21 protein-coding genes are annotated in these 23637 nt (G+C 42.6%); 15 read left to right on the top strand and 6 right to left on the bottom strand.

The window, feature by feature from the left end:
• The first annotated feature begins 116 nt into the window (after positions 1 to 116).
• Genes NL626_RS08500 through NL626_RS08490 form a run of 3 tightly spaced genes read left to right on the top strand, consistent with a single transcriptional unit; the run spans position 117 to position 4333 of the window.
• Positions 117 to 1574 carry a DUF4150 domain-containing protein gene (locus NL626_RS08500; RefSeq protein WP_253657226.1) on the top strand — a complete coding sequence of 486 codons (1458 nt, stop codon included), beginning with the start codon at positions 117 to 119 and terminating at the stop codon, positions 1572 to 1574.
• A 12-nt stretch (positions 1575 to 1586) separates the two neighbouring features.
• Entirely contained in the window at positions 1587 to 3689 is a 2103-nt protein-coding gene (locus NL626_RS08495) for a hypothetical protein (RefSeq protein ID WP_253657225.1), read from the top strand.
• The gene (locus NL626_RS08490; protein WP_213871394.1) at positions 3686 to 4333 is read left to right on the top strand and encodes a hypothetical protein; all 648 of its coding nucleotides are present in this window, start codon (positions 3686 to 3688) and stop codon (positions 4331 to 4333) included. The genes NL626_RS08495 and NL626_RS08490 overlap by 4 nt, the downstream gene beginning before the upstream one ends.
• Before the next feature lie 222 nt (positions 4334 to 4555).
• Here NL626_RS08490 and NL626_RS08485 read toward each other — a convergent pair whose 3' ends face one another.
• On the bottom strand, positions 4556 to 5692 hold the full coding sequence (locus NL626_RS08485; RefSeq protein ID WP_253657224.1) for a multidrug effflux MFS transporter: 1137 nt from the start codon (positions 5690 to 5692) through the stop codon (positions 4556 to 4558).
• A 99-nt stretch (positions 5693 to 5791) separates the two neighbouring features.
• Between NL626_RS08485 and NL626_RS08480 the strand changes: the two genes are divergently transcribed.
• Entirely contained in the window at positions 5792 to 6565 is a 774-nt protein-coding gene (locus NL626_RS08480; RefSeq protein WP_137282732.1) for a helix-turn-helix domain-containing protein, read from the top strand.
• A 90-nt stretch (positions 6566 to 6655) separates the two neighbouring features.
• Here NL626_RS08480 and NL626_RS08475 read toward each other — a convergent pair whose 3' ends face one another.
• Complete coding sequence (locus NL626_RS08475; protein WP_005373334.1) at positions 6656 to 7564, bottom strand: LysR family transcriptional regulator; 909 nt, start codon at positions 7562 to 7564, stop codon at positions 6656 to 6658.
• A gap of 135 nt (positions 7565 to 7699) precedes the next feature.
• Here NL626_RS08475 and NL626_RS08470 point away from each other — a divergent pair, with 135 nt between their 5' ends.
• The 9 genes from NL626_RS08470 to mnhG all read left to right on the top strand — a co-directional run bounded on the left by NL626_RS08470 (position 7700) and on the right by mnhG (position 15767).
• A complete protein-coding gene (locus tag NL626_RS08470) occupies positions 7700 to 8419 on the top strand; it encodes an SDR family oxidoreductase (RefSeq protein WP_005373333.1) in 720 nt (239 codons plus the stop codon).
• A 393-nt stretch (positions 8420 to 8812) separates the two neighbouring features.
• Positions 8813 to 9748, top strand: a complete 936-nt coding sequence (locus NL626_RS08465; protein ID WP_054574676.1) for a universal stress protein — start codon at positions 8813 to 8815, stop codon at positions 9746 to 9748.
• Between the two features lie 110 nt (positions 9749 to 9858).
• A complete protein-coding gene (locus NL626_RS08460; protein WP_005373328.1) occupies positions 9859 to 10050 on the top strand; it encodes a hypothetical protein in 192 nt (63 codons plus the stop codon).
• A gap of 164 nt (positions 10051 to 10214) precedes the next feature.
• Positions 10215 to 12884: a hydrogen gas-evolving membrane-bound hydrogenase subunit E gene (gene mbhE, locus NL626_RS08455; RefSeq protein WP_253657223.1), complete on the top strand. Its 2670-nt coding sequence runs from the start codon at positions 10215 to 10217 to the stop codon at positions 12882 to 12884.
• A complete protein-coding gene (locus tag NL626_RS08450) occupies positions 12884 to 13237 on the top strand; it encodes a Na+/H+ antiporter subunit C (RefSeq protein WP_064369328.1) in 354 nt (117 codons plus the stop codon). Before mbhE ends, NL626_RS08450 begins: the two co-directional genes overlap by 1 nt.
• Positions 13234 to 14730: a Na+/H+ antiporter subunit D gene (locus tag NL626_RS08445; protein ID WP_137282730.1), complete on the top strand. Its 1497-nt coding sequence runs from the start codon at positions 13234 to 13236 to the stop codon at positions 14728 to 14730. The genes NL626_RS08450 and NL626_RS08445 overlap by 4 nt, the downstream gene beginning before the upstream one ends.
• The gene (locus tag NL626_RS08440; protein WP_104976188.1) at positions 14727 to 15203 is read left to right on the top strand and encodes a Na+/H+ antiporter subunit E; all 477 of its coding nucleotides are present in this window, start codon (positions 14727 to 14729) and stop codon (positions 15201 to 15203) included. Before NL626_RS08445 ends, NL626_RS08440 begins: the two co-directional genes overlap by 4 nt.
• Complete coding sequence (locus NL626_RS08435) at positions 15196 to 15474, top strand: cation:proton antiporter (protein ID WP_005373317.1); 279 nt, start codon at positions 15196 to 15198, stop codon at positions 15472 to 15474. Before NL626_RS08440 ends, NL626_RS08435 begins: the two co-directional genes overlap by 8 nt.
• On the top strand, positions 15474 to 15767 hold the full coding sequence (mnhG, locus tag NL626_RS08430) for a monovalent cation/H(+) antiporter subunit G (RefSeq protein WP_005373314.1): 294 nt from the start codon (positions 15474 to 15476) through the stop codon (positions 15765 to 15767). The genes NL626_RS08435 and mnhG overlap by 1 nt, the downstream gene beginning before the upstream one ends.
• Positions 15768 to 15786: 19 nt before the next feature.
• Here mnhG and NL626_RS08425 read toward each other — a convergent pair whose 3' ends face one another.
• Positions 15787 to 16494 (bottom strand): GntR family transcriptional regulator, encoded by a 708-nt coding sequence (locus NL626_RS08425; RefSeq protein ID WP_253657222.1) that lies wholly within the window; start codon positions 16492 to 16494, stop codon positions 15787 to 15789.
• A 180-nt stretch (positions 16495 to 16674) separates the two neighbouring features.
• Between NL626_RS08425 and NL626_RS08420 the strand changes: the two genes are divergently transcribed.
• On the top strand, positions 16675 to 18003 hold the full coding sequence (locus NL626_RS08420; RefSeq protein WP_151515680.1) for a 6-phospho-alpha-glucosidase: 1329 nt from the start codon (positions 16675 to 16677) through the stop codon (positions 18001 to 18003).
• 55 nt (positions 18004 to 18058) lie between these two features.
• A complete protein-coding gene (locus NL626_RS08415) occupies positions 18059 to 19609 on the top strand; it encodes an alpha-glucoside-specific PTS transporter subunit IIBC (protein ID WP_053308067.1) in 1551 nt (516 codons plus the stop codon).
• Positions 19610 to 19786: 177 nt separating this feature from the next.
• On the opposite strand, the gene NL626_RS08410 is transcribed toward NL626_RS08415, so the two are convergent.
• From NL626_RS08410 to NL626_RS08400, 3 genes are all read right to left on the bottom strand, one after another.
• A complete protein-coding gene (locus tag NL626_RS08410) occupies positions 19787 to 21817 on the bottom strand; it encodes an acetoacetate--CoA ligase (protein ID WP_253657221.1) in 2031 nt (676 codons plus the stop codon).
• 86 nt (positions 21818 to 21903) lie between these two features.
• The gene (locus tag NL626_RS08405) at positions 21904 to 22830 is read right to left on the bottom strand and encodes an electron transfer flavoprotein subunit alpha/FixB family protein (RefSeq protein WP_137282726.1); all 927 of its coding nucleotides are present in this window, start codon (positions 22828 to 22830) and stop codon (positions 21904 to 21906) included.
• Entirely contained in the window at positions 22827 to 23579 is a 753-nt protein-coding gene (locus NL626_RS08400; RefSeq protein WP_005386149.1) for an electron transfer flavoprotein subunit beta/FixA family protein, read from the bottom strand. The genes NL626_RS08405 and NL626_RS08400 overlap by 4 nt, the downstream gene beginning before the upstream one ends.
• Positions 23580 to 23637 lie beyond the last annotated feature (58 nt).

Below are 23637 nucleotides of genomic sequence, written 5' to 3'. Positions count from 1 at the left end.
TTTAGGGCTTATTGTGAATATCACTGGTCTTTTAGTGAAATTCACTAGTTATTTAGAGAGATTGCAGCTTGCGATCTCTTTTATCATTCAATCAATAAAATTCAAATGGATTGGTTATGGGCGTAACAGTTGGTGCGAATGGACTTTCGATAGTTCATAAAGGCTCAGGTGGTGAAGCGAATGCAACGCTCCCAGATGTTTGTTTAACTAAGGTCGGCAAGCCAGTCGTTCCTATCCCTTATGGCAACAATGCTAAATCAGCAGACCTTGCAGGTGGGACTACGACGGTCTCTATGGATGGCGGTAACAGTGTCGCTATCAAGGGCAGTACGTTCTCAAAAAGTACTGGCGATGCGGGCGGTGACAGAAAAGGCGTTGCCTCAGGCACGATAGAAGCCGAAGCAAAATTCATTTCAGCTTCACCAACGGTTAAGTTTGAAGGTAAGGGCGTATGTCGCCTGTCCGATCAAATGACCATGAACAAAGCCAACACTGTGTGTCTTGGCGGCGCACAAAACCCATCGGTTTCTGTGACTGAAGAGCAGGAAGGGACGTATACGCTGGATATAGAATGCAAATATCCAAATGGGCTCCCTTACTCTAATGCACAATTTTCTTTAGTCGAACCTTCAGGTGCTGTCATTGGGAGTGGAGTGCTGGATTCTAGCGGAAAAGCATCTGTTAATGGTCTCGCTCTAAAAGAATGCAAGTTAGTGCTCAGTGAAACTCAAGACTCTTACACCCCGAACCAATCTTTAGCTGAAAATATTGTGACGGAAACTTACCCTGATCCGAATGATTTTTGTACGTTTGTCGCAGGTCGCCGCTCACCATTTTGGGAAGATCGTGTTGGGGTTGCTAATGACTGGGGGATATTGATGTCCCCATCCTTCAGTGATGATGACTTTAAAGACATTGTGTTAGAGCAAAGCCGTATATCGTCTCCTTATGCGATTAGTCAAAATCACTCTAAAGACTTTTCTGATGCTTATGTTTCGGCACTTTATCACATCCAAACTGATACTACTGCGCTAGAGAAATATGAACCTTTAGTTGAACTGCTCTTGGAGCAAGTGCACGAAAATGGCGATATATTGAGAGTCTTATATCAAGCTGATGTGTTTGAGCCTCCCTATGAATTATTAGCGAAGCTTCGCTTTTTAGGGACTGGGAATACTGTGAAGTATTTGCAGTTTGTTTTATGGACGTTGATAAACAATCAAATCTGTTCATACATCGATGAGCTAAACAGTGAAATCATCGGTCGTTTAGATTTCATACAAAGCCAAGCTTCTGCAAGATCGTTGAGTTCTGTTGAAGAGGGTATAAACGGTTATAAAAAAGCACTTAACCACTTCAAACAAGCACTTCCTGACGTCATTAGCCAAATTTTCGAAACCAAAAATGACACCCTAATTTCTATATCGGCAATGGCCCTTGGGAGTACCGTTAACATAGCGAGCCAATCTAGCTTTGCTACTAATTTAGGTAGGGTTAATGCGGTGGTGTACACGAAGTCAAACAACTTGAACCGCCCATCATTTGTCACTTTTGACGATAACTTTTCTGACTAGGACATTTAAATCATGGATGCAGTTTTTCCGATAGCGCAACGAGAAGGTGACGCTTACTACACGCTCAGTGATTTTACGAAATTGTTTGATCAAGCTAAGAGCGGTCGTTATTTAATAGGACAAGGGTACGGTTGGCATAGTGGCATTCACTTAACATCAAAAATGTTACCGTGGGGGAAAGGGCTCAGACCTATTCAAGCGATGCTTGATGGAAAAATAGTGGCATTTCGCATAAATCCTGATTACCTAACATCAACGTACCAAGAGCAAGAGTTTAAGTATAGTAATAACTTTGTGCTTATCGAGCATGAGGCTGTAAACCCCGAAGATAATGAAGATGTATTTAAGTTCTATACACTTTATATGCACCTTGCGCCACCTTCAGATATTGGCGCCAATTCATCTATAACCACGCGTTACCGTTTACAAGAAGCGAGAAATGTACGCACTTTCAAACATAGTGATGTGCCTACTAATTCTGGTGAAAAAAAACAGTCGATGTCTAAAGGAACATTACTTGAATACCTGTATGCAGAAGAGAAGGAGACCCATCCATACCAGATCGACAAAAATACCTACAAAATGATAAAGTGCCGTGTGGTAGAGAATGGTAAATCGGCAAGTGGTAGCGAAAAAGCACTGTTAAACAAGATTGTTTGGTTTGCTTCGGGTCTCAATAGTGACTTTGACATTTTAGAAGATTCCTCTGCTGTCCTATCAGAACCAGTTTCAGAACCTAAATGGATGTCGGACAAGGCGGCAATGATTAGGGACGGTAGTGTGGTTTCTTTACTCCCACTCCTATTTAGAGAGGGGATAAAGGTTTCAGCTGGGGAAGATATCGGTTACATGGGACTGCATGAGTACAGTAACGATGCAATTGGAACTAAGAAAGAAGATAATCGTGTGCATATCGAGATGTTCTCTTTTGAGGAGCCGCCCGAATTTTTCAAAAAACAGATTTCTCCCAAAAATGCGGAAGAAAATCCACTTGTTGTTCTCGATGGGGCCGATAGTAGCGGTGCCGTTGATATGAGTAATTCGTTTATTCAGCAATTACTTGAATCTGTGACAGAAGATCAAGTAACGGACTTCTCCTCGTTCACTGCTCGCGATGCCAAAGTATACTTAGACGGTAAGCGTAAACACTTTGAGCGATTTATTGTGAAACATCCTACAGATTGGCATACAGAGTCGTCACAAAGTCTTTATGAATCAATCCATCAGACCGCAAAGGAAGCTCTAGATATTAAGTGCTCCACTGGTTTTGTGACTATAGAGGACTACCGTAACTCCCCATGGCGCGATCAAGTGATGGATAGCTTTGATCTTTTCTCGCAATTCGAACTGGAAAGAGCAGATAAGTTCTCATGGATGCAAGATTTACATGGTGATTTGCAACTAAGCGATGATAAGAGCCTTTGGCATTATTGGCCTTTTACGCCTCATAGTTACGGTTTTAGTATCGATATTGAATATTTTATAACACAGTATAAGCTTAGGTTTCCTAAGCTACGTCAACCATTTATTTTCGGCTCTCGGTCAGAGGGAAACTTGAGGAATTTGTTAAAAGTTATAAACGAATACTATTCTGAATCTAGTAATGAATACAAGTTTGATGTTAGAAAAGTGGCGTATATGTTGGCTACGGCGCAACATGAAGCCTACCACTTTTTAAGTGGTGAATATTTTAGCTTAAAACCCGAAATAGGAAGCAAAGACTACTTTAATAAATATGATCCCGTTTTGGCGGATACAGATGAGTATCGAGAAAGGGCAAAACTAAATGGTAATTTAAAAGAAGGTGATGGATTTAAGTATCGAGGAAGAGGATATGTACATTTAACATGGAAAAATAATTATCAAAGAGCTAAGGATAAATTTGGCATTGACTTTGTTAACTCTCCCGATTTGGCAATGACGCTTCACAACTCTTTTATGATAATGTTGTGGGGGATGGAAGAAGGTATTTTTACTGGTAAGAGCTTAGATGACTACATTGGTAAAAATACAGATTACATAAATTCTAGAAAGATAATTAATGGTTCAGATCAAGCAGATTTGATAGCTTCTTATGCAAAAGAATTTGAAAGTATATTAGGTGATTCGATATGAAAAAATTATTTCTATTTGTGCTTTCCATAGCTATTTATGGTTGTGCTCATGCGAGCACAGTTTATAAAGAAGACGATGGTGACCTATTGATTTTAGATAAACCATACAATGATATTCTGAAAAATGGCTATTCAAGGAGTGTTGATCTTATTAAGTTTAACGGTCAACCTGCATTAGAACTAACCAATGTAAATGGTGTCAACGCTATATTTACTTTTAGTGAGCGTCAAGTTGATAAAATAAACTGCATTTATAATAATAGCCGAAACCCAATGAATGGCATACTAAATAGAAATGCAGTTTGTGGTCTTTTCATTGACATAGTTGATGCATTGGATAACTACTCTAATATTATTGATAAAGTAAGTGATAAAGAAAATAATTTTATCTTCTCTGAAGATAAGCTGTCTGTCTTTGATAATGGTAGTGGGTTGGAAATAGAAAAGTATAAATTAAATGATTATTATGCAAATATCATGTATTACTCCTTGGATGATTTTATAAACTCTAGCCCTGTTGTTAAATTTGATATAAAAGGGCATCGTGGTAAATATAAATATTATTATTTTGTTTATGATGTTAATTACAAGTTGAATCACATTCTTTATCTTGAAAATTCATGGAATAAAATTAGTATTAATTGACAATATCACTCGAGATAGAGGGAGGTACATAGTTTTTTTTTAAAGATAAGCCTAGTACTTTCATTGAAAAATAGTCAAATTTTTTACTTTACAAGCGCCTAGCCCTTATGACACATTTATAAAAAAGCGCCGACAGGCGCTTTTTTTTTACGTTTTAGTTAACCGTTAGAAAAGATGTAGACCAATCTTCGGAAGATTAGGCAAGCAATGCGTAGTATCTGGTCACAAGTTGGTATGAACTTGCCTTTTAGAAAACGCTAATAAAATCGCTAAACAGCTACATGCTAATAGAACGACACCTAAGTTTTGTACTGTTCCAGCCATCGCTAATCCCGTCCCGATCATGATGTAGTACATGAGCCCAAATAAAGCGCCTGCGCTGCCAACCTGTTGTTTATAATTAACGAGTGCATCACTGAGTATGTTGGGTATCGCAATCCCGTAAGACATGACGATTAACACCATTGGAGCAACAAACCAGATTGATTGGCTCAGAATCAACACACCGACTGATCCCAAACTAAGCAATACTGCTGAGAGCCAAAGTAGTTGGCTTTTTCGAACATTTTTAGACACTAGGGATTTGTTTAAATAACTCCCAAGCAGAGTGCCTAACCCCAGTACCATGCCACTGTATCCAAATTGTTCGGAGTTATACCCAAGTACTGAGAAAGTAAATGCGCCAAGCTGGTAATAAGAAAATAGAGCAATGTTATACAAAGCAACCAGTAATCCTGAGCGCCAAATTCGCGCGTCTCTTACCATTTTCCAGCTAAGTTGATGCAACCGTACTGGTGTCTGTTCCTTCTGTGTTTCAGGAAGCTTAACAACGTTGTAAGCGAGCAATACTAACGCGATTAAAAACAAGGCAAAAAACACATAACGGTATCCACCAAGCGCTGTAAGCTGCCCGCCTAATAGCATGCCAACTACCGGGCTGATTGATATACCCATCCCCATTAAGCTAAAGACTTTACTCAGTTCTTGACCGTCAAACGCGTCACGAAGCATGGTCTGTGTGACAACGGATCCTACCGCGATACCAAATGCGCTTAGGGCTCGCGCGGTCATGACAACAGCAAAGCTTTCGGTTTGAGTTGCGAGTAAAGATGCGCAACCATAGATAAAGAGCCCAATAAGCATGGTGGGCCTTCTTCCCAGTTTATCTGCGAGAACTCCCCAAACTACAACGCCAATGGCAAAAGCTAGGAAGTAAATCGACAATGTTTGGGCTGCTTGTGCGTGGTTTACATCAAATGATAGAGCGATTGAGCTCAACGCTGGGCTATAGATGGTTTCTACAATTTGCGGAAACATCAACATGACCAGCATGAGCCATAAAGAGGGCTTAGTATTCATATTGTTACCCATCGTTAATGAAGTTGGCGGGCAGTATAAATGAGGCTATGATTGATCTAATAACAACATAAAAACCAAATACATCAACATTCGGACAAAATGGCGCTTATTAACGAAAAAACACAATTTGATGCAGACAAAATTTCTAATTGTGTAGTGGGAATTGCTGCGGATATTGGAAAGCACGACTCAGGTATGCATATGCACAAGAAAGGGCAGTTATTGTACGCACCTCAAGGTTGTATGAGTTTTGCTCTGGAAGACTCGATTTGTATTTTGCCACCGACAAAGGCGGTTTGGATCCCACCTAATACGCCGCATCGCGCACTAATGACGAATGTGGTGGCGTACCGATCTTTGTATTTTGATTGTGAGGAGTTTGCCTGTCCGAGTAAGATCACGATGATAGAAGTGAATAATTTACTCCAAGCTCTTATTGATAAAATGTCATTTTGGGAGTGGGATAAGCCTAGCAGCGAGATGGTAAATACGACGGCACTTTTTTGGGAGGAGTTTTATGCTGCGAAACGTTATTCGTTTCAGTTGCCTTTGCCATCGCATCGGCGCTTAACAACGTTTCGTCGAGAGTTGGTTGAACCTTCATTTCTAGCTCCTTCGCTTACTACTCTTGCAAGCAAAGTTGGGGCAAGCACCAAGACGGTAACACGATTATTTAAGTCGGAAACGGGAATGAATTATCAAGATTGGCGGCAACAGTGGAGGCTTTTAAAAGCAGTTGAATTGTTATCAACGGGCATGCCAGTCAGCGCAGCTGCCGATTGGCTGGAGTTTTCGTCAGACAGTGCTTTTATTGCATTTTTCAAAAAGCAAACTGGACAAACACCTCTGACGTTTATGAAAACCAAACCTTAAGCGTCAAAATGCTCACACTCTTTCTAGAACAAACCCCAGGTTCACAGGCTCAGCCTATAAAGCATACATAGACAGGTACCAACGTGCAGGTTACTTGTCTTTACTCTGCAGTTTGCGAAAGTATTGCGTGGTAAAATCAACAAAGGCTCGGATGCGTTTTGGTTGATGTCGGTCGTGATGATAAAGGAGTGAAAATTCCACACTCGGAATGCTCCAATTGGTAAACACTTCTTTTAGCTTGCCTGTCTGGAGTTCTTGTTGACAATAAAGTGCTGGCACACGGATGATGCCATTTCCCGCCAAGGCTGCTTTTATCATTACTCTGCCACTCTTACATCGTAACTGTCCACGTATCTGGTGTTCCGTTGACTGCTTTGTATTCGTGTTCTCAAATGCCCACCGTGTCACACTACCTGTCAAACAAACGTGTTTTTCTAAGTCCTTTGGATGCGAAGGATAGCCATATGTTTCTAAATAGTTTGGGCTTGCGTATGTCCCCATTTCCACATCGATCAGTTTGCGAGCGATAAAGTTGGAGTCGTCTAACTTTCCCATTCGAAAAGCGATATCGAATTCATCCGCGATTAAATCGACACGATGGCTACTAAAATCTAAGTTAATGCTCACTTGTGGGTGTTGGATTAGAAACTGAGCAACGATATCTGCGACAACGTCTTCTCCTAAATAGCCCCCCACACAGTTGATACGAATGTCACCTCTTAAGTCTTCTACATCATCAACCACTGCCATAACAGCTTGATCAATATTGTGAAGGGCAGTTTCACACTGTTTATACAGAACCTTGCCTGCTTCGGTGAGGTTCAGTGTTCGAGTGGTCCTTTGTAGCAAAGTGACACCAATCTGTTGCTCCAGATTTGTTATTTGACGTGAAACGTGTGAGCGAGAAACGCCAAGTTGCTCTGCTGCTTTCGTGAAGTTTCCTAGTTGAGCGATTAGGACGAAAGAGCGAATATCCGCAAGGTTGATGTGTGTTTGCATGATGATTTCTTCATAATTCAAAAAAGTATTGTTGCAGTATAACAACAGTGTTTCAACTAGGTCGGTATATATCAACAAACAAAGTTTTCTTAAACTTACCGCCACTGATGTAAACCGTTCGATTAAGGATTCAAAATGAAAAAGTTAATTGTTATTACAGGCGCTAGTTCAGGCATTGGTGAAGCGATTGCACGTCACTTCAGTGAACAGGGCCATGCTCTTCTTTTGTTAGCAAGACGTGTAGAACGTTTGGAAGCATTAAACTTACCAAATACGCTTTGTGAAAAGGTAGATGTGACCGACAAAGCTTCTTTTGAGGCTGCAATTGAGAAAGCTGAAGCGTTGTATGGTCCGGTAGATGCACTTGTAAATAACGCAGGCGTTATGCTTCTAGGTCAGATAGATACTCAGGAAGCATCGGAGTGGAAGCGCATGTTTGATGTGAACGTAATTGGTTTGCTCAATGGCATGCAGTCCGTCCTAGCACCTATGAAAGCACGTAACAGTGGTACGATCATTAACATCAGCTCTATCGCGGGCAAGAAAACATTCCCTGATCATGCTGCTTATTGCGGTACCAAATTTGCGGTTCATGCTATTTCTGAAAACGTACGTGAAGAAGTTGCGTCATCGAATGTTCGCGTTACGACGATTGCACCTGGTGCAGTGGAAACGGAATTACTTTCACATACAACGTCTCAAGATATTAAAGATGGTTATGACGCCTGGAAGGTGGATATGGGCGGCGTGTTGGCAGCAGACGACATTGCACGAGCAGTGCTGTTTGCTTATCAGCAACCGCAAGGTGTATGTGTTCGTGAAATTGCTTTGGCACCGACAAAACAACAACCTTAACATTGAGTTACGGCGATTTTAGGTCACTAAAGCCGTAAAACTTTGCATATCGATTCGTGATTGAGATGGCATCTTTAAACTAAGTTGCGTGAAAATTTAGGTCATCCATTTAAATCCGGACACTAAGTGTGTTATTGCTTATACCCAAGTTACTCAAGGTGAGAAAAAACTTTGAGTAATTTGGGTTTTTATTTGGTCTCAATTTTAGGTAGCGGAATTTATTTAGGTCGAAGGCGATAGTTGTGAAGAAAGGAGAGTGTGACGTAAAACAAAATGAAGCAATATCCGTCTCTTAATGAGAATTGATTTCATCAACGTCACAAGCCGTTACAATTATCCGTTAGGTATTATACTTTGTGGATGGTTAATATTTAACCAAACAAGGAGGTGTGTATGAAACGATTCGCAAACATACTTTTTGCAACACAAGGATTGCCAGGCCATAGTGACGCCCTCGAACAAGCGATGAGGATTGCATCTAGCAACAAAGTGCCTGTCTCAGGGCTAATAGCGTGTCCTGATTTCCCAACAGACATGATCCAGTATCAGCAAAGTTATGAGCAATCGCTGCAAGACTCCCTCAAACAAAGTATTCACGAATACAGACAGAAGCTGGGACTCACTGAAGAGGATCTCGCATTTCCTCTTACTGTGAAAAGCAGTGAAAAGCCCGCTGTCTGTATTATTCAAGAAGCATTAGCTGATAACAAAGATCTCATCATCAAAGAAGCTGAACCGCTCGGTGAAGGTGCTGAGGGTTTCAAAGCTATTGATATGACTCTGTTACGAAAATGCCCTTGTCCGCTTTGGTTGCACCGACCAATTGATAAGCCAAGAGATAAACGCCGTGTTGCTGTGGCTATCGACCCATTAACGGCAAGCGATGAACAGCACTCATTAGCCGTGCGTTTACTCGAATTATCGCGTTCGATTGCCGACACCTGCGATAGTCGTTTACACGTGATTTCTTGCTGGGAGTATTACTTAGAAAACTACCTAAATGGTAACGCTTGGATTCAAGTCGATGATGCTGAGTTGAAACATGAACTCGACAAGGCAAAAGCCGATCATAAACAAGCTCTGCAACAGCTGTTGGAGGAGTCTGGGATTACAGGTGAAATTGTGATTCACCACCTGCATGGAAAACCCGACGAAAAGATTCCAGATTACGTAGAAAGTATTGAGGTAGACGTGTTGGTCATGGGTACTTTAGCGAGGACTGGTATATCTGGCTATGTCATTGGTAATACGGCTGAAAATATTTTGCAATCGATTAACTGTAGTTTGGTCGCTCTTAAGCCCGATGGTTTTGTCTCACCGATTCAGTAATTGGGGTGTAACAAAGTTGGGTTTAAGTGATTGTTTTAGGTAAAGGAGGGAGATGGATCTCTAGAACATGGAATTATCAATGTATCAATAAGTTATCAGAGGAGAGTGACATGAAAAACCTATGCCCGAAATGCCACACAGAAATGATAGAACGTTCGAATGTTTATGTTTGTCCGAGAAATGATATCGGTGACTGCACCTACGATGCATTCGAGTTAGCTGATGACGATAATCCATATACATTCAGCCAAGAACACGTAAGTAGTGACCTACGTTCTTATGCCGTAGCAGACAGCAAATAGCGGTTTGTATCGGCGTTCCTCTAAGTAGCACTCAGTGATTACTGTTTGCTACTTTTCCCTTGGTTTCATGATCGTTTTTGAAGCGCTTGGGCTAAAACAATACAGTGGAGTTTGTCATTTGCGCCGGATAGGGCGTATCTTCTTATAATAACGAATGGGCTGCGATGTTGAATAACATAACGGGTAAAGAAAACCTGCCGAAAAACCTAGATAATCAGTTGGTCTTACTGATTTTCCCTGCGCTGCCAGTTTTAATCTTCTCTTTTCTCTTCTATATCTATACTCCTGCAGGCGTGAGCTGGAATGCGGAATGGATACCAAGCCTCGATATCAACCTTAGCTTTAGATTAGATGGTCTTTCATTTCTTTTTGCGGGACTGATCAGTGGGATTGGCGCACTGATTCAAATCTACGCTTTGGCTTATTTACGAGAAAGTGATAGCCGGTTTTCCTTTCATTTGTATCTAACCCTATTCATGCTTGCCATGCTAGGGATTGTGATGAGCGATAACATTCTGTTGTTATTTGTTTTCTGGGAACTCACCACCATCACTTCTTACTTACTGATCGGGTTTAATCACGAAAATAAAACGTCTCGGAGAAACGCCTTGCAGTCGCTGATTGTTACCGGTGCTGGTGGACTAGCGTTGCTAGCTGGTCTTATCTTGCTGGGAGCAATGGCAGGGAGTTATGAGCTAAATACCATTATCGAGCAGGCAGACACTATTGCGCAGCATGAATGGTTTATCCCATCTCTAGTGCTCATACTACTCGGTGCATTTACTAAATCTGCGCAATTCCCGTTTCATTTTTGGCTACCTAACGCGATGGCAGCTCCCACTCCGGTCAGTGCGTATTTACACTCGGCAACAATGGTAAAGGCAGGCATTTACCTATTAGCACGTTTATCGCCAGTTTATGCCCACAGCGAGATCTGGTTTTATGCTTTAGTCATCACTGGGAGTATCACGGCCATTTGGTGCACATTTGTCGCATTAAAACAAACTGACTTGAAGCTGATGCTAGCCTACAGCACGAATGTTGCTTTGGGTAAATTAACATTATTACTAGGTATGGGCACAGATTTGGCCGTTAGTGCGGTATTGATGTTTATTCTCGCTCACTCTTTCTATAAAGCTGCGCTGTTTATGGTGGTGGGCAATATCGACAAAGCGACAGGAACACGAGATATTGATCAATTGTACGGTCTGAAGTCAGTTCTCGTCATCAGCATGGTTGCGGGGAGTTTGGCTGCATTGTCTAAAGCGGGGTTCCCGCCGTTGTTAGGCTTTTTGAGCAAAGAATACATGTACAAATCCGCAGTAGAGCTCAATAACTGGATCGCCTTTGTACTTTTAATCGTGAATATACTGATGGTCGCGCTAACCATTATGCTTATTGCGAGACCATTCTTTGCTCGCCGTGATCTCGTGCCGATTGAAACTAAGCCAGTTGAGACAAAAAAAGCCATGTGGATCTCGCCTTTGCTCCTGGCTCTTGGCAGTCTCCTAGTCCCGTTATTCGGTTTAAATTGGTTAGATCGCAATATTATTTTTCCGGGCTCTGCTGACATTCTGCCCACAGTAGCTCTTAAAGCGACATCATTATGGCATGGCGTGAATGTACCGTTAGTGTTAAGCGTTATTACGCTAGCGTTGGGGTATGTGGTGTACCGTGTTTATCCTACTGTGTCTGCATTTTTTCAGCGGTTACATCTATTCGTCCCCAAAGCGGAGAATATTTTTGAACGACTATTAGATGGCATGATGACAGTGGCGAAGTGGCAAACGGCGCGGTTACAGCAAAAGAAATTGAGTCGCTATGTCCTATTATTTTTCACGGTACTTTCCGTTGCGTTACTGAGTCAGGTAGCGCTTATTCCTCTGCCTTTGGTTGGCGAACTTTCAAGTGTCACTTTCTATGAGATTGGTATTGCCTTATTGTTGATTGGTGCTGCGCTCGTATGTACGTTGTCCCACGCAAGACTTCTTGCGATTTCTGCGCTTGGTATGATTGGCTTCATGACTACGCTTGTTTTTATGATTTATAGCGCCCCGGACGTTGCGAAGACTTTACTGTTAGTGGAAACATTAATGGTGGTCTTTCTTGCATTGTTAATGCGTCATATGCCACGTCTAACCACCGTGCCCAAGCATTCAATAAAACGTAAAGTAGCGAATATTTGCATAGCAGGTGTGATAGGTGTTTCGGTTACTTTACTTTTGTTAGGAATCACGTCTCAGCCGATGGACTCTTCGGTGTCAGATTTCTTTGCAGAAAACAGTGTCCCGGGTGGACATGGGCGAAACATTGTTAACGTTATTCTGGTCGACTTTCGCGCATTTGATACATTGGGAGAAGTTGTCGTCGTTGTTATTGCTGGGATTGCGGCAGTGAGTTTGCTTAAGACAAGAGCGAAAAAGCAAAATCGTATCCAATCATTAATTTTTGCAACCACGGCACACATCGTTTCGGCACTCATGCTCGTATTTTCAGTGTATCTATTGTTACGTGGTCATAATGAACCGGGTGGTGGCTTTATTGGTGCGTTGATTGCCGTTATTGGCTTATCACTTCTCATGTTCGCGGAATCACCGAAATACGTTCGTTCTAGGTTGTATTTCAAACCGTTTCTCATTGCGTTATTTGGTATCGCATTGAGCTTAGTTTCTGGTGCTTTGAGCTTTGCGTTTGATAAACCGTTTTTGACCGGACTGTGGTGGAAAGACGTGATACCACTAGGGACGCCATTGGTTTTTGATGTTGGTGTTTACCTTGCCGTTATAGGTGGCGTGATGGGTATGCTGCTTCGTATTAATGAGGAGCTAGAGTGATGGAAGTAGTTTGGAGTGTTGTCGTTGGAGTATTTGTCGCAGCAGGTGTTTATTTAATGCTTGAAAAGCATATCTTGCGCCTTTTGTTCGGCATCATGTTACTCAGTAGTGCGGTTAACCTTGCTATTTTTACCGCTGGAAGGCTGACGCCCGGAGAGCCGCCATTGATTGGCGATAATGCTCTTTTACCACCAGATAGCGCGGCAAATCCTTTACCTCAAGCGCTTATCTTAACTGCGATAGTCATCGGTTTTGGACTACTTATTTTTGCTTTAATGCTGTTCTATCGAGCTTATAAAGACACTGGAACTGCAAACGTCGATGAAATGCAACGTTCTGAGGAGGGTCAATGAGTTCGATTTTGCTTACGTTACCGGTTGTTCTCTCGCTGAGTACGGCGTTGACTATCTTCTTCGTCCGTCGCTCAACAAAAAGTGTTGAGTGGTTGAGCGGTGTAAGTGCGATTTCGAACCTTTTCGTTGCGGGCTTTCTCACAGAAAACATCATAAGTAATGGTATTCAAGCCGTTGCTTTTGGTCAGTGGAGTGCGCCATTTGGTATCGTGTTTGTCGCAGATTACCTCAGCGTTGCTATGGTGATGATAACGGCGGTGATTGGTGCGATATGTGTTTTCTACGCGATGGCGGACCTTCACCGAAAGCCCTCCTATAGCAATTACCATGCGTTAATGCACATGTTGCTTGCTGGCGTTTATGGCGCTTTCCTGACTGGAGATATTTTTAATCTGTACGTTTGGTTTGAGGTCATGCTCATTTCATCATTTGGTTTAATGGTGTTAGATGCAACGAAAACTCAAGTTGATGGTGCAGTAAAGTACGTGATGTTGAACCTGATTTCGACGCTGGTATTTTTGCTTGCTATCGGCTTGTTGTATGGCGCAACGGGCACCTTGAACCTGGCCGATCTCTACACCAAAGTAGGGGAAAATGAATTGAGCATCAACATGATGCTGTCCGCGCTGTTTTTGTTTGCCTTCTCTATTAAAGCGGCACTCTTTCCTTTATTTGCTTGGTTGCCCGCTTCTTATCACACGTTGCCAAGCGGTGTGGTGGCACTGTTTGCCGCGTTGCTTACTAAAGTCGGTGTATACGCGTTGATAAGAGTCTTCACCTTAGTATTTCCGCTCGCCGAGAGTGGCTGGCAACCGACGTTAATTTGGGTCGCAGGGCTAACCATGTTAACGGGCGTTTTAGGAGCGGCTAGCCAATTCGATATTAAGAAAATTCTTTCTTTTCATATTATTAGCCAAATAGGCTATATGCTCATGGGGTTGGCTATTTACACTCCCTTAGCTTTAGCCGGTGCCATTTTCTACATTGTTCATCACATCATTGTAAAAGCGAATTTGTTCTTAATAGGTGGATTCATCGAGCGCAAATATGGCTCTAGTCAACTTGAACATTTGGGTGGGGTATACAAAGCTATGCCTTGGTTGGCGTTCTTGTTTCTTGTCCCTGCGTTTTCTCTGGCCGGTTTTCCACCGCTATCGGGTTTCTGGGGAAAGCTATTGGTCATCAAGTCGAGCATACAGGCTGAATATTACTGGTTAGCAGGTACCGCGTTATTGGTGGGGTTGCTTACCGTCTACTCGATGACGAAAATTTGGAGTGAGGCATTTTGGAAAAAGCCATTTAGAGAGAAGCCAGAACAGACTCTGCAGGCCAAAGTACATTGGTTGTACTGCGTTCCAATTATTGTATTGACAACGTTGACGCTAATCATTGGCTTAGTGGCGGAGCCTTTTTATCAATTTTCCGTTCAAGCTGCAGAACAACTGTTAAATCCGACTGAATACATCAGAGTGGTGTTAGGAGGAAATGCATGATCTATCTATTCCTCAATTTTTTCTTAGCGTTAGCGTGGATGATGCTTAACGGCAGCTATTCGAGTCTGAATTTTGTTGTCGGATTTACGGTCGGTTTTTTTGCTTTAAGGTTGAGTCAACCATTTGGATTGAAAACGAGCTATTTTCAACGTTTTGCATCTGCATTGAAGTTATTGATGTACTTCGCTTATGAAATGGTTATATCGGTTGCGAAAGTGGTGTGGGACGTCGTGACACCTACTCATTTGAGTCAGCCTGATATCGTTTATGTCCCTCTGGAGGTCGATTCTGATCTAGAAATCACATTACTGGCGAACATGGTTTCTTTAACACCGGGCACGCTTAGTTTGGATGTTACGGCTGATAAAAAGTATCTTATCGTTCATGCCATGTTTGCACCTGAACATGAAGAGGTTATTCGCGGAATTAAAGATGGGTTAGAGCATCGAATTTTGGAGGTGACGCGTGGATAGTTGGCTGCAAATAACGGTCACTTTTGCCTATTCTGGGCTATTACTCAGCTTTGTTATGGCTTTTGCTCGTTTAATTCTAGGACCAACGCTAGCTGATCGAGTTGTGGCGTTAGATCTGATTTCATTTATCACTATCGGATTTATTACGGTTTACACCTTAGACAGCGGTGAGGACGCTCTGTTAGACATCGCCATTACATTAGGTTTGGTCGCATTTCTCGGCACGATCGCATTTGCACGTTTGATCGTTAAAAGAAAGGAGAAAGAATAATGGACGTGTTGATTGGACTATTTTTATGCTTAGGAACATTGTTGACCTTGGTTGCAAGTCTAGGTGTCCTGAGGCTTCCTGATTTGTATACCCGAATGCATGCAGCGACCAAAGCTGGAACTGTCGGAGTGAGCTGCTTGTTATTAGCGGTCGCTTTCTCACTCCCTGAAGTTACCGTGATCTCTCGGGTTATCGGTACGATGTTGTTTATCGTTCTCACTGCGCCAGTCGCCTCCCACCTGCTTGGCAGAGCAATGCGAGAGGTCGGATATAAGATTTGGCGCAATGATTAACCATTAGCGTCGAATAGTACTACGTCCTAGTTGAAATAAACTCGAAGCTGTATTGATGAAGTCGGAAGTAATTGACGGTATATTCAAATGCACGACCATCTTCTAGGTAACCAGTGGACTCAACTTTTAGAATAGGGGAAGCTTCTGATTCATTCAGGTATGAGGCCGTCTCTTCATCTAACAAGTACGGTTTGACAGACTGACTGCTTTTCGCAATTTTCAATCCTTTGCTATTTTCAATGTACTCATATTTAGAACCATTCATTATGGCTATGCTCAAGTCTGGAAATAACATTGCTGGCATATGAGTGACTTCGTAAATTTCAGGCTCATCATTAATACATCTGAGTCTATGTATTTCATATGTATCATCATTGGGCGAGAGATTTAACTGCTTAGCAACCTGCTCATTCGGCTTTTTAAGTTCGAACTTTATGACTTGAGAGCTAGGCGTTTTCCCCTGTTTACTGACTTCCTCGATAAAACCCAGCAAATGTAAGGCATCATGTTGGGCTTTTAGATCGTTTACATAAGTTCCACTACCTCTTGTCCGACTAATTAAATTATTGTCGACCAGAATTTGTAAGCTTTTTCTGATGGTTACGCGGCTTACGGAAAACTCTTCTTGCAAATCACTCTCTTTTGGAAGCATCGATTTCGGTTGTAGTTCCCCATCTTTGATCTTTTTTTCTAATCGTTCCGCAATGTCTATGTATTTGGGTTTCATAATACCTCGCTAAGTCTTGGATCATGATAGCAAGAATGTGATCTGAGATGTAGTTAATACTTTTCCTTAGGATCTTTGTGTGATTTTTATCTCGTATCTTTGTGCTTATACTTTAAATGTATCATAAAAGTATTAATACTTATTTTATACATTTTCAGGATAAACATTTGAGGTAGCGAAATGAAACGTCAAAAATTAACGATTGTTGGTGCTGGCAGTACATACACTCTTGGTATGATGAACAGCCTGATTGCCGAAAAAGATAACTTTCCACTCGCAAAAGTCGTGTTTTACGACATAGATGAGAAACGCCAAGAGTCGAATGCATTAGCTACTGAAATTCTATTGCGAGAACACTATCCAGAAGTTGAAGAGTTTGTTTATACAACGGATAAATCTGTCGCATTCGCAGATTCGGACTTTTTCTTTATCCAGATCCGCACTGGTGGGTTGGCCATGCGCGAGCGCGATGAACAAATCCCGCTATCCAACTCTTGTGTTGGGCAAGAGACATGTGGCGCGGGAGGAATGGCATATGGACTTCGCTCTATCGGCGATATGATCCAGCTAGTGAACGAGATCCGACAAACGTGTCCAGATGCGTGGATTCTTAATTACACCAACCCAGCGGCAATTGTCGCTGAAGCTTTAAATCGTGAATTTCCGCATGATAAGCGAATTCTAAATATTTGTGATATGCCAGCAGCGATTATGGTCAGCTATGCGCAATTGTTAGGGTGTGAAATTTGGGACTTTGTTCCTGAATATTTTGGGCTTAATCACTATGGCTGGTTTACCAAAATTCGTAATAAACAGGGTGAAGACTTAACGGATAAAATTAAAAATATCATCCTAAAAGAAGGGATCAGTGCGGTTGATGCGGAAATAGCGGATGACCCATCGTGGCAAGCCACATTCAAAAATATGAGAACAATGCTTGCTGATAATCCAGAGTTTTTGCCGAATACGTATCTTCAATACTATTTGTACCCTGAAAAAATGGTGGTGAAAGAGGATATCAATAATACTCGTGCAAGGCAGGTAATTAACGGCCGTGAGAAACGAGTGTTCGAATTGAACGCAAGAATAATTGAAGCGGGCACCACGAAGCACGAAACACTGCATGCCGATATCCATGGTCGATACATGGTGAGAGTCGCGGCTTCGCTAGCCTACAACTTGAGCGATGTGTATCTCGTCATCGTACCGAATAATGGTGCTATTACAAATTTACAAAATGACGCCATGGTAGAAGTTCCAGCTGCGCTAACTAGTGATGGACCGAAAGCTTTTACTGTAGGAAAAATCCCAACCTTCCAAAAAGCCATGATTGAAAGCCAACTTGGTTACGAGAAATTAGTCGTGGATGCTTGGTACGAAGGAAGTCAGCAAAAGCTGATTAATGCACTCACACTTAACCGTACCGTGGTTAATGTGCCAAAAGCTAAAGAAATAACAAAACAATTACTAGAAGAAAATAAAGCCTACCTTCCTCAATTTTTTCAATAACAACTGGACGTTCGGGGCCTACTTGTAGGCTCCGTGAATGAAACAAGAGGTTTATATGAAAGACATTATTCAAAGGTTCGGAGCCGCGATGTTTGTTCCCGTTCTATTATTTCCAGCAGCGGGCATGTTATTGGGTTTCTCTGTTGTGCTGTTAAATCAAGAAGTGTTTCCTTGGGCACTAGAGGGGAGTGCTTGGGTTAAAGTCTCGACGATCATTTTACAGGCATCTCTCGCTGTATTTAAAAATATGGCACTTATTTTTGCCGTTGGGTTACCTATCGCTTTAGCTAAAAAAGCATCTGGTCGCGCTGTACTTGCAACACTCGTTTCCTACATTACGTTTAACTACGTTATTGGTGGAATCCTTCAATTTTGGGGACCAGAACTGGGCGTTAACTATACGGAAGGTGAGCGAGGTTTGACTGAAGTTGGTGGCATTCTAACGCTTGATACCAACTTGCTAGGTGCCATTTTAATTGCAAGTCTCTCTGTTTGGGTTCACAACCGATTCTTTGATAAAAAGCTACCGGATTGGGCAGCTGTATTTGGCGGAACGCCATTGGTTGTGATCATTAGTTTCCCAATTATGGTCGTGATGGCAATTCTAACTTGTTTGACTTGGCCAAGTATTCAGCATGGTATTAATAATCTGCAATCATTCTTGGTTTCTGCTGGATCGTTAGGGGTATGGCTATTTACGTTTTTAGAGCGAATCATGATACCAACGGGGTTGCATCATTTCGTATATGGTCCCGTTTTTTATGGGCCAGTTGCAGTCGATGGCGGAACGGTTGCCTATTGGATTCAAAATATACAGACATTTGCCCAGAGCTCGGAAAGTTTAACGACACAATTTCCTCAGGGTGGTTTGATGTTGACGGGAATGGGTAAAGTGTTTGGTTGTACGGGTATCGCACTAGCACTCTATTCAGTTGCGAAAAAAGAAAATAAAAAGATGGTGATGGGGTTAGTGCTCGGAGCCGCAATCACAGCAATTCTTACAGGGATCACCGAACCAATAGAGTTTACATTCTTATTTATCGCACCTGCGCTGTTTGCTTTGCATGCGTTGTTATCTGCGACAATGGCAACGATCGCCTTTATGTTTGGTGTTTCCGGTAACTTTCAGACTGGCTTGATAGACTTCATTTTCCAAAACTGGTTGCCTTTGGCTGGTAACCATGCAGGAACATACGTGATTCAGATTATTATTGGTCTCATGTTTACTGGTGTTTACTTTGTTACGTTTCGCGCGCTTATTTTAAAATACAACATACTTACTCCGGGGCGTGAAGGTGCAGATAGTAAGTTATATTCAAAAGCTGACTACAAAGAAGCGAAAGCGGTCCATAACAGTAGCGCAAGTCCGTCACAAGCTAGTGCCTTTATTGAAGGTTTGGGTGGAAAAGAAAACATTGACTTGTTAACTAATTGCGCGACGCGTCTGCGTGTTAAAGTTAAAGATGTCTCTCTTGTAAAGGAGAACGCATTTTTCACACAGCACGGAGCGGTGAATATTGTTAGAAATCAAGAGAGCCTTCAAATCATCGTTGGTTTAACGGTGCCACAAGTTCGCGAAGATATGAGCCAACTGATAAAAGCTTAACCCCCAAACTAATGCTCCAGCTCATATGGCTCAAAGGTGAGATAGAATTATCTCACCTTTTTTGTGTACATGAAGCATATTTCGCTCAGTTTCCACGAAAGTGGGGAGGAGTTATCGAGCGAGCTAAAATACAGTTAGGTTATACCCGTCTGTATTGTTGGAAGACTTGTTGAGTCTCTAAGTGACAGTGGCGCCACTTTCTATGTTGAAAAGCGTTTTAATTTCTTCCAGCACTTCTGGGTTAGCAATAGCACCAATGTTTTTTACAGCTTGTCCGTTTACCAATTGTTTCACTGCTAGCTCAACCAATTTGCCTGAGCGCGTTTTAGGAATATCACTGATAGCAAAAATTTGTCGTGGGACATGGCGCGGTGAACATTTTGTTTTCAATGTTTGGCTAATTGAATCGGTGAGTTGTTGGGTTAACTCGACGTTGTGAGCGAGTTTTACTAGTAACCAGATTTCTTCAGACTGCTGGTTTAACTTGCCGACAGCGATGGAGTCTTCAACCTCGGGTAACGCGTTCACTTGTTGGTAGATTTCAGCGGTACCGATTCGTACGCCGCCTGGATTTAAGGTTGCGTCACTACGGCCATAAAAAATAAAGCCGCCATGTTCGGTTTGCATCACATCGTCGCCATGGTGCCAGATATCGGTAAACTTGCTCCAATAAGCGTTGTGATAACGTTCGCCGTTGTCGTGCCAGAAACCAATAGGGAAGTTAGGTAGCGAGTTATTACAAGTCAGTTCGCCGCGTTTTTGCGTAATAGTATGTCCACCATCCTCTAGAACACGTGCGTCGATTCCCAGCCCTGCGCCTTGGCATTCACCTGTGTAAACTGGTGAAATAGGGTTTCCAAGTACAAAGCATCCGCAAATATCTGTGCCGCCAGCGATAGAAGCGAGATGCAAGTCCTGCTTGATGTGCTGATAGACATAATTAAATTGTTCTGGGTAAAGCACCGAACCAGTTGAGCACAGAGTTTTGAGTGACTTCAAGTTATGTTCTAGTTTTGGAGAGCAGTTCGCATGCTCCAGTGCCTCTAAGTATTTCGCTGAAGTACCAAACAGCGACACGTTATGTTCTTCTGCTAATCGCCATAAGACGGAGTGATCAGGATAAACCGGACTACCGTCGTAAATCACTAAGGTTGCTCCACTCGCAAGAGCGGAAACATGCCAGTTCCACATCATCCAACCACATGTTGTGTAGTAGAAAACCTTGTCTTGCGATTTGATGTCGCAATGCAGTTGATGTTCTTTGAGGTGATTGAGCAAGGTACCGCCTGCGGAATGGACAATACACTTAGGTTGACCTGTTGTACCAGAAGAATACAAAATGAATAACGGGTCATTAAACAGCGTTGGTTGATATTGAATTGATTGTGGAGAAAAGTGGTGAGTAATATCGGACCAAGAAACAAACTCAGAAGTGCTAGCACTCTCAGCGTTTTGTAAATATTCGATTTGGCATACGCTAATAGTAGTCTCTTCGGAGGCACTGCTTAACTTACTACTAAGAGTGGTGTTCTTGTCCGTCATATCGAAAGCTTTGCCTCCGAACTGGTAGCCATCACAGCAAAAAAGAACTTTCGGCTTGACCTGACCAAAACGCTCTACGACGCTATCGATACCAAAATCAGGAGAGGTTGAAGTCCAAATGGCACCAAGACTGGTGGTGGCCAGCATGGCAATAACGGTTTCAGGAAGGTAGGGCAAATAACCCGCAACGACATCGCCTTTACCGACACCACAATTGAGTAGCCATTGTTGAATGGCGGAAACTTGTTCAAGCAACTGTTTACCGGTGAGTTGTCGGTGTTCACCGCTTTCATTGCTAAAAACAATAAACTCACGCTCTGGTGATTGTTCAGCCTGAGATAGGAGGTTCTCTGCGTAGTTCAGCGTGGCGTCAGCAAACCATACTGTGTCTCTATTTACATGGTGATGATTAGAACCTGTTTGTGTCCATTTGGGACTGCCAAGGCTCTTGATTTGCGAACCCATATCTCCGATTACGTTGCAAAACTGCCAAGTATGTCGCCAAAATTCATCATTGTGCTCAATGGACCACTGGTGTAGAGACGTGTAATTGTTGATTACGGTACCTTCGGCTTTGTCTTTATTAACCTTTTCGATGAACCGTAATAAGTTGCTATTGCTGACGCGCTCAGCAGATGGTGACCAAATAGGTGCAGATTTTGGCATAGGTCCCTCTAATTTCAATTCTTTTGAATATGACCAAAACAAAATAAAGGGGCGAACATAGCAGTGTTCGCCCCTTATCTGATCGTTTAAAGTTGTTCGGCAAGCTGAGGTAGTACCTCGAATAAATCACCAACCAATCCATAGTCGGCAACTTCAAAGATAGGAGATTCTGGATCTTTGTTGATCGCGACAATCACTTTGGATTCCTTCATTCCTGCAAGATGCTGGATGGCACCGGAAATCCCAACCGCTATATAAAGCTTAGGTGCAACGATTTTACCGGTTTGACCCACTTGTAAGTCGTTGGCAACAAACCCGGCATCAACCGCCGCGCGAGAAGCGCCAATGGCAGCACCTAGTTTATCGGCAACTTGTTCGATCAACGCGAAGTTCTCTTTGCTACCGACCCCGCGTCCACCTGACACAACCACCTCTGCCGCGCTTAATTCAGGACGTTCTGACACGGTTTTATCGACAGAAACCAATTCAATCATTGGAGCTGAGATAGTGACCTGCTGATGCTTAATATCAGCTTGGTTGTGACAAGTAACCGGCTCAAACGCAGACGCGCGCACGGTGATGACGCGAACCTTGTCGCTGGTGGTCACTTTGGCAAATGCGTTTCCTGCGTAAATAGGGCGGATAAAAGTGTTTTCATCGATAACTTGGACAATATCGGAAATTTGCCCAACGCCGAACTTCGCTGCTACTCGCGGTGCAAGATCTTTCCCTTTTGATGATGAGCTAGCCCAGATTGCGTCAAAACCTTCAGCAATACTCACTACAGTAGGTGCGATACTCTCGGCAAATTGATGCTTAAGTTGCTCATCATCGACACAAATTACGTTTGATATACCATCAACGCGACAAGCTTGCTGAGCGACTTCTTCACACTGGTGGCCCACTACGATCAAAACATTGTCTTGGCTGACTTGTTTTGCTGCATTAACCACTTTGAGTGTGTCCGCATGCAATTGGTTATTGTCATGCTCTGCTATGATTAAGTTCTTCATGAAATCACCTTCGCTTCGTTACGCAGCTTATCGAGAAGCTCTGAGACAGATTCAACCTTGATGCCACCTTTTCTTTGCGCTGGCGGTGTGACTTCTTGAATGGTTTGGCTAAATACCACTTCAACACCCAGACTGTCAGGTGTGATGGTATCTAACGGCTTGCGCTTAGCTTTCATGATATTAGGCAAAGAGGCAAAACGCGGTTCATTCAGGCGTAAGTCAGTACTGATCACCGCAGGTAAGTTCATCGCGACCGTCATCAAGCCGCCGTCCACTTCTCTCACGACCTGAACTTTTTGATCTTCAATCTTCACGTCGGAAGCGAAAGTTGCTTGAGGCCAGTCAAGTAGGGCGGCCAGCATCTGAGCCACTTGGTTGTTGTCAGTATCAATGGATTGTTTACCCGTAATCACAAGCTGTGCTTGTTCTTGCTCAACTAGAGCTTTGAGCAGCTTAGCAACAACTAATGGCTCTATTTTGTCTTCAGTATCGACATGAATAGCGCGATCGGCGCCTAATGCAAGCGCGGTACGTAGTTGCTCCTGACACTGGCTACCGCCGGCACTGACAACGATGACTTCATCTGCAATACCTTGCTCCTTTAGTCGTACGGCTTCTTCAACGGCTATTTCGCAAAATGGATTAATCGTCATCTTGACGTTATTGGTTTCAACATCGCTATGGTCCGCTTTCACGCGAACTTTAACGTAGGGATCAATGACCCTTTTGATTGGCACTAGTATTTTCACGTTAGATTCCTTTTACAGTGAAGACTATGTGTTAACAGTGAAGACGATGTGATGACGT

Source organism: Vibrio sp. Y58_MX_L22 (genome assembly GCF_024181865.1).
GTDB lineage: Bacteria > Pseudomonadota > Gammaproteobacteria > Enterobacterales > Vibrionaceae > Vibrio > Vibrio alginolyticus.
This window is presented reverse-complemented; position numbering and strand designations above follow the sequence as displayed.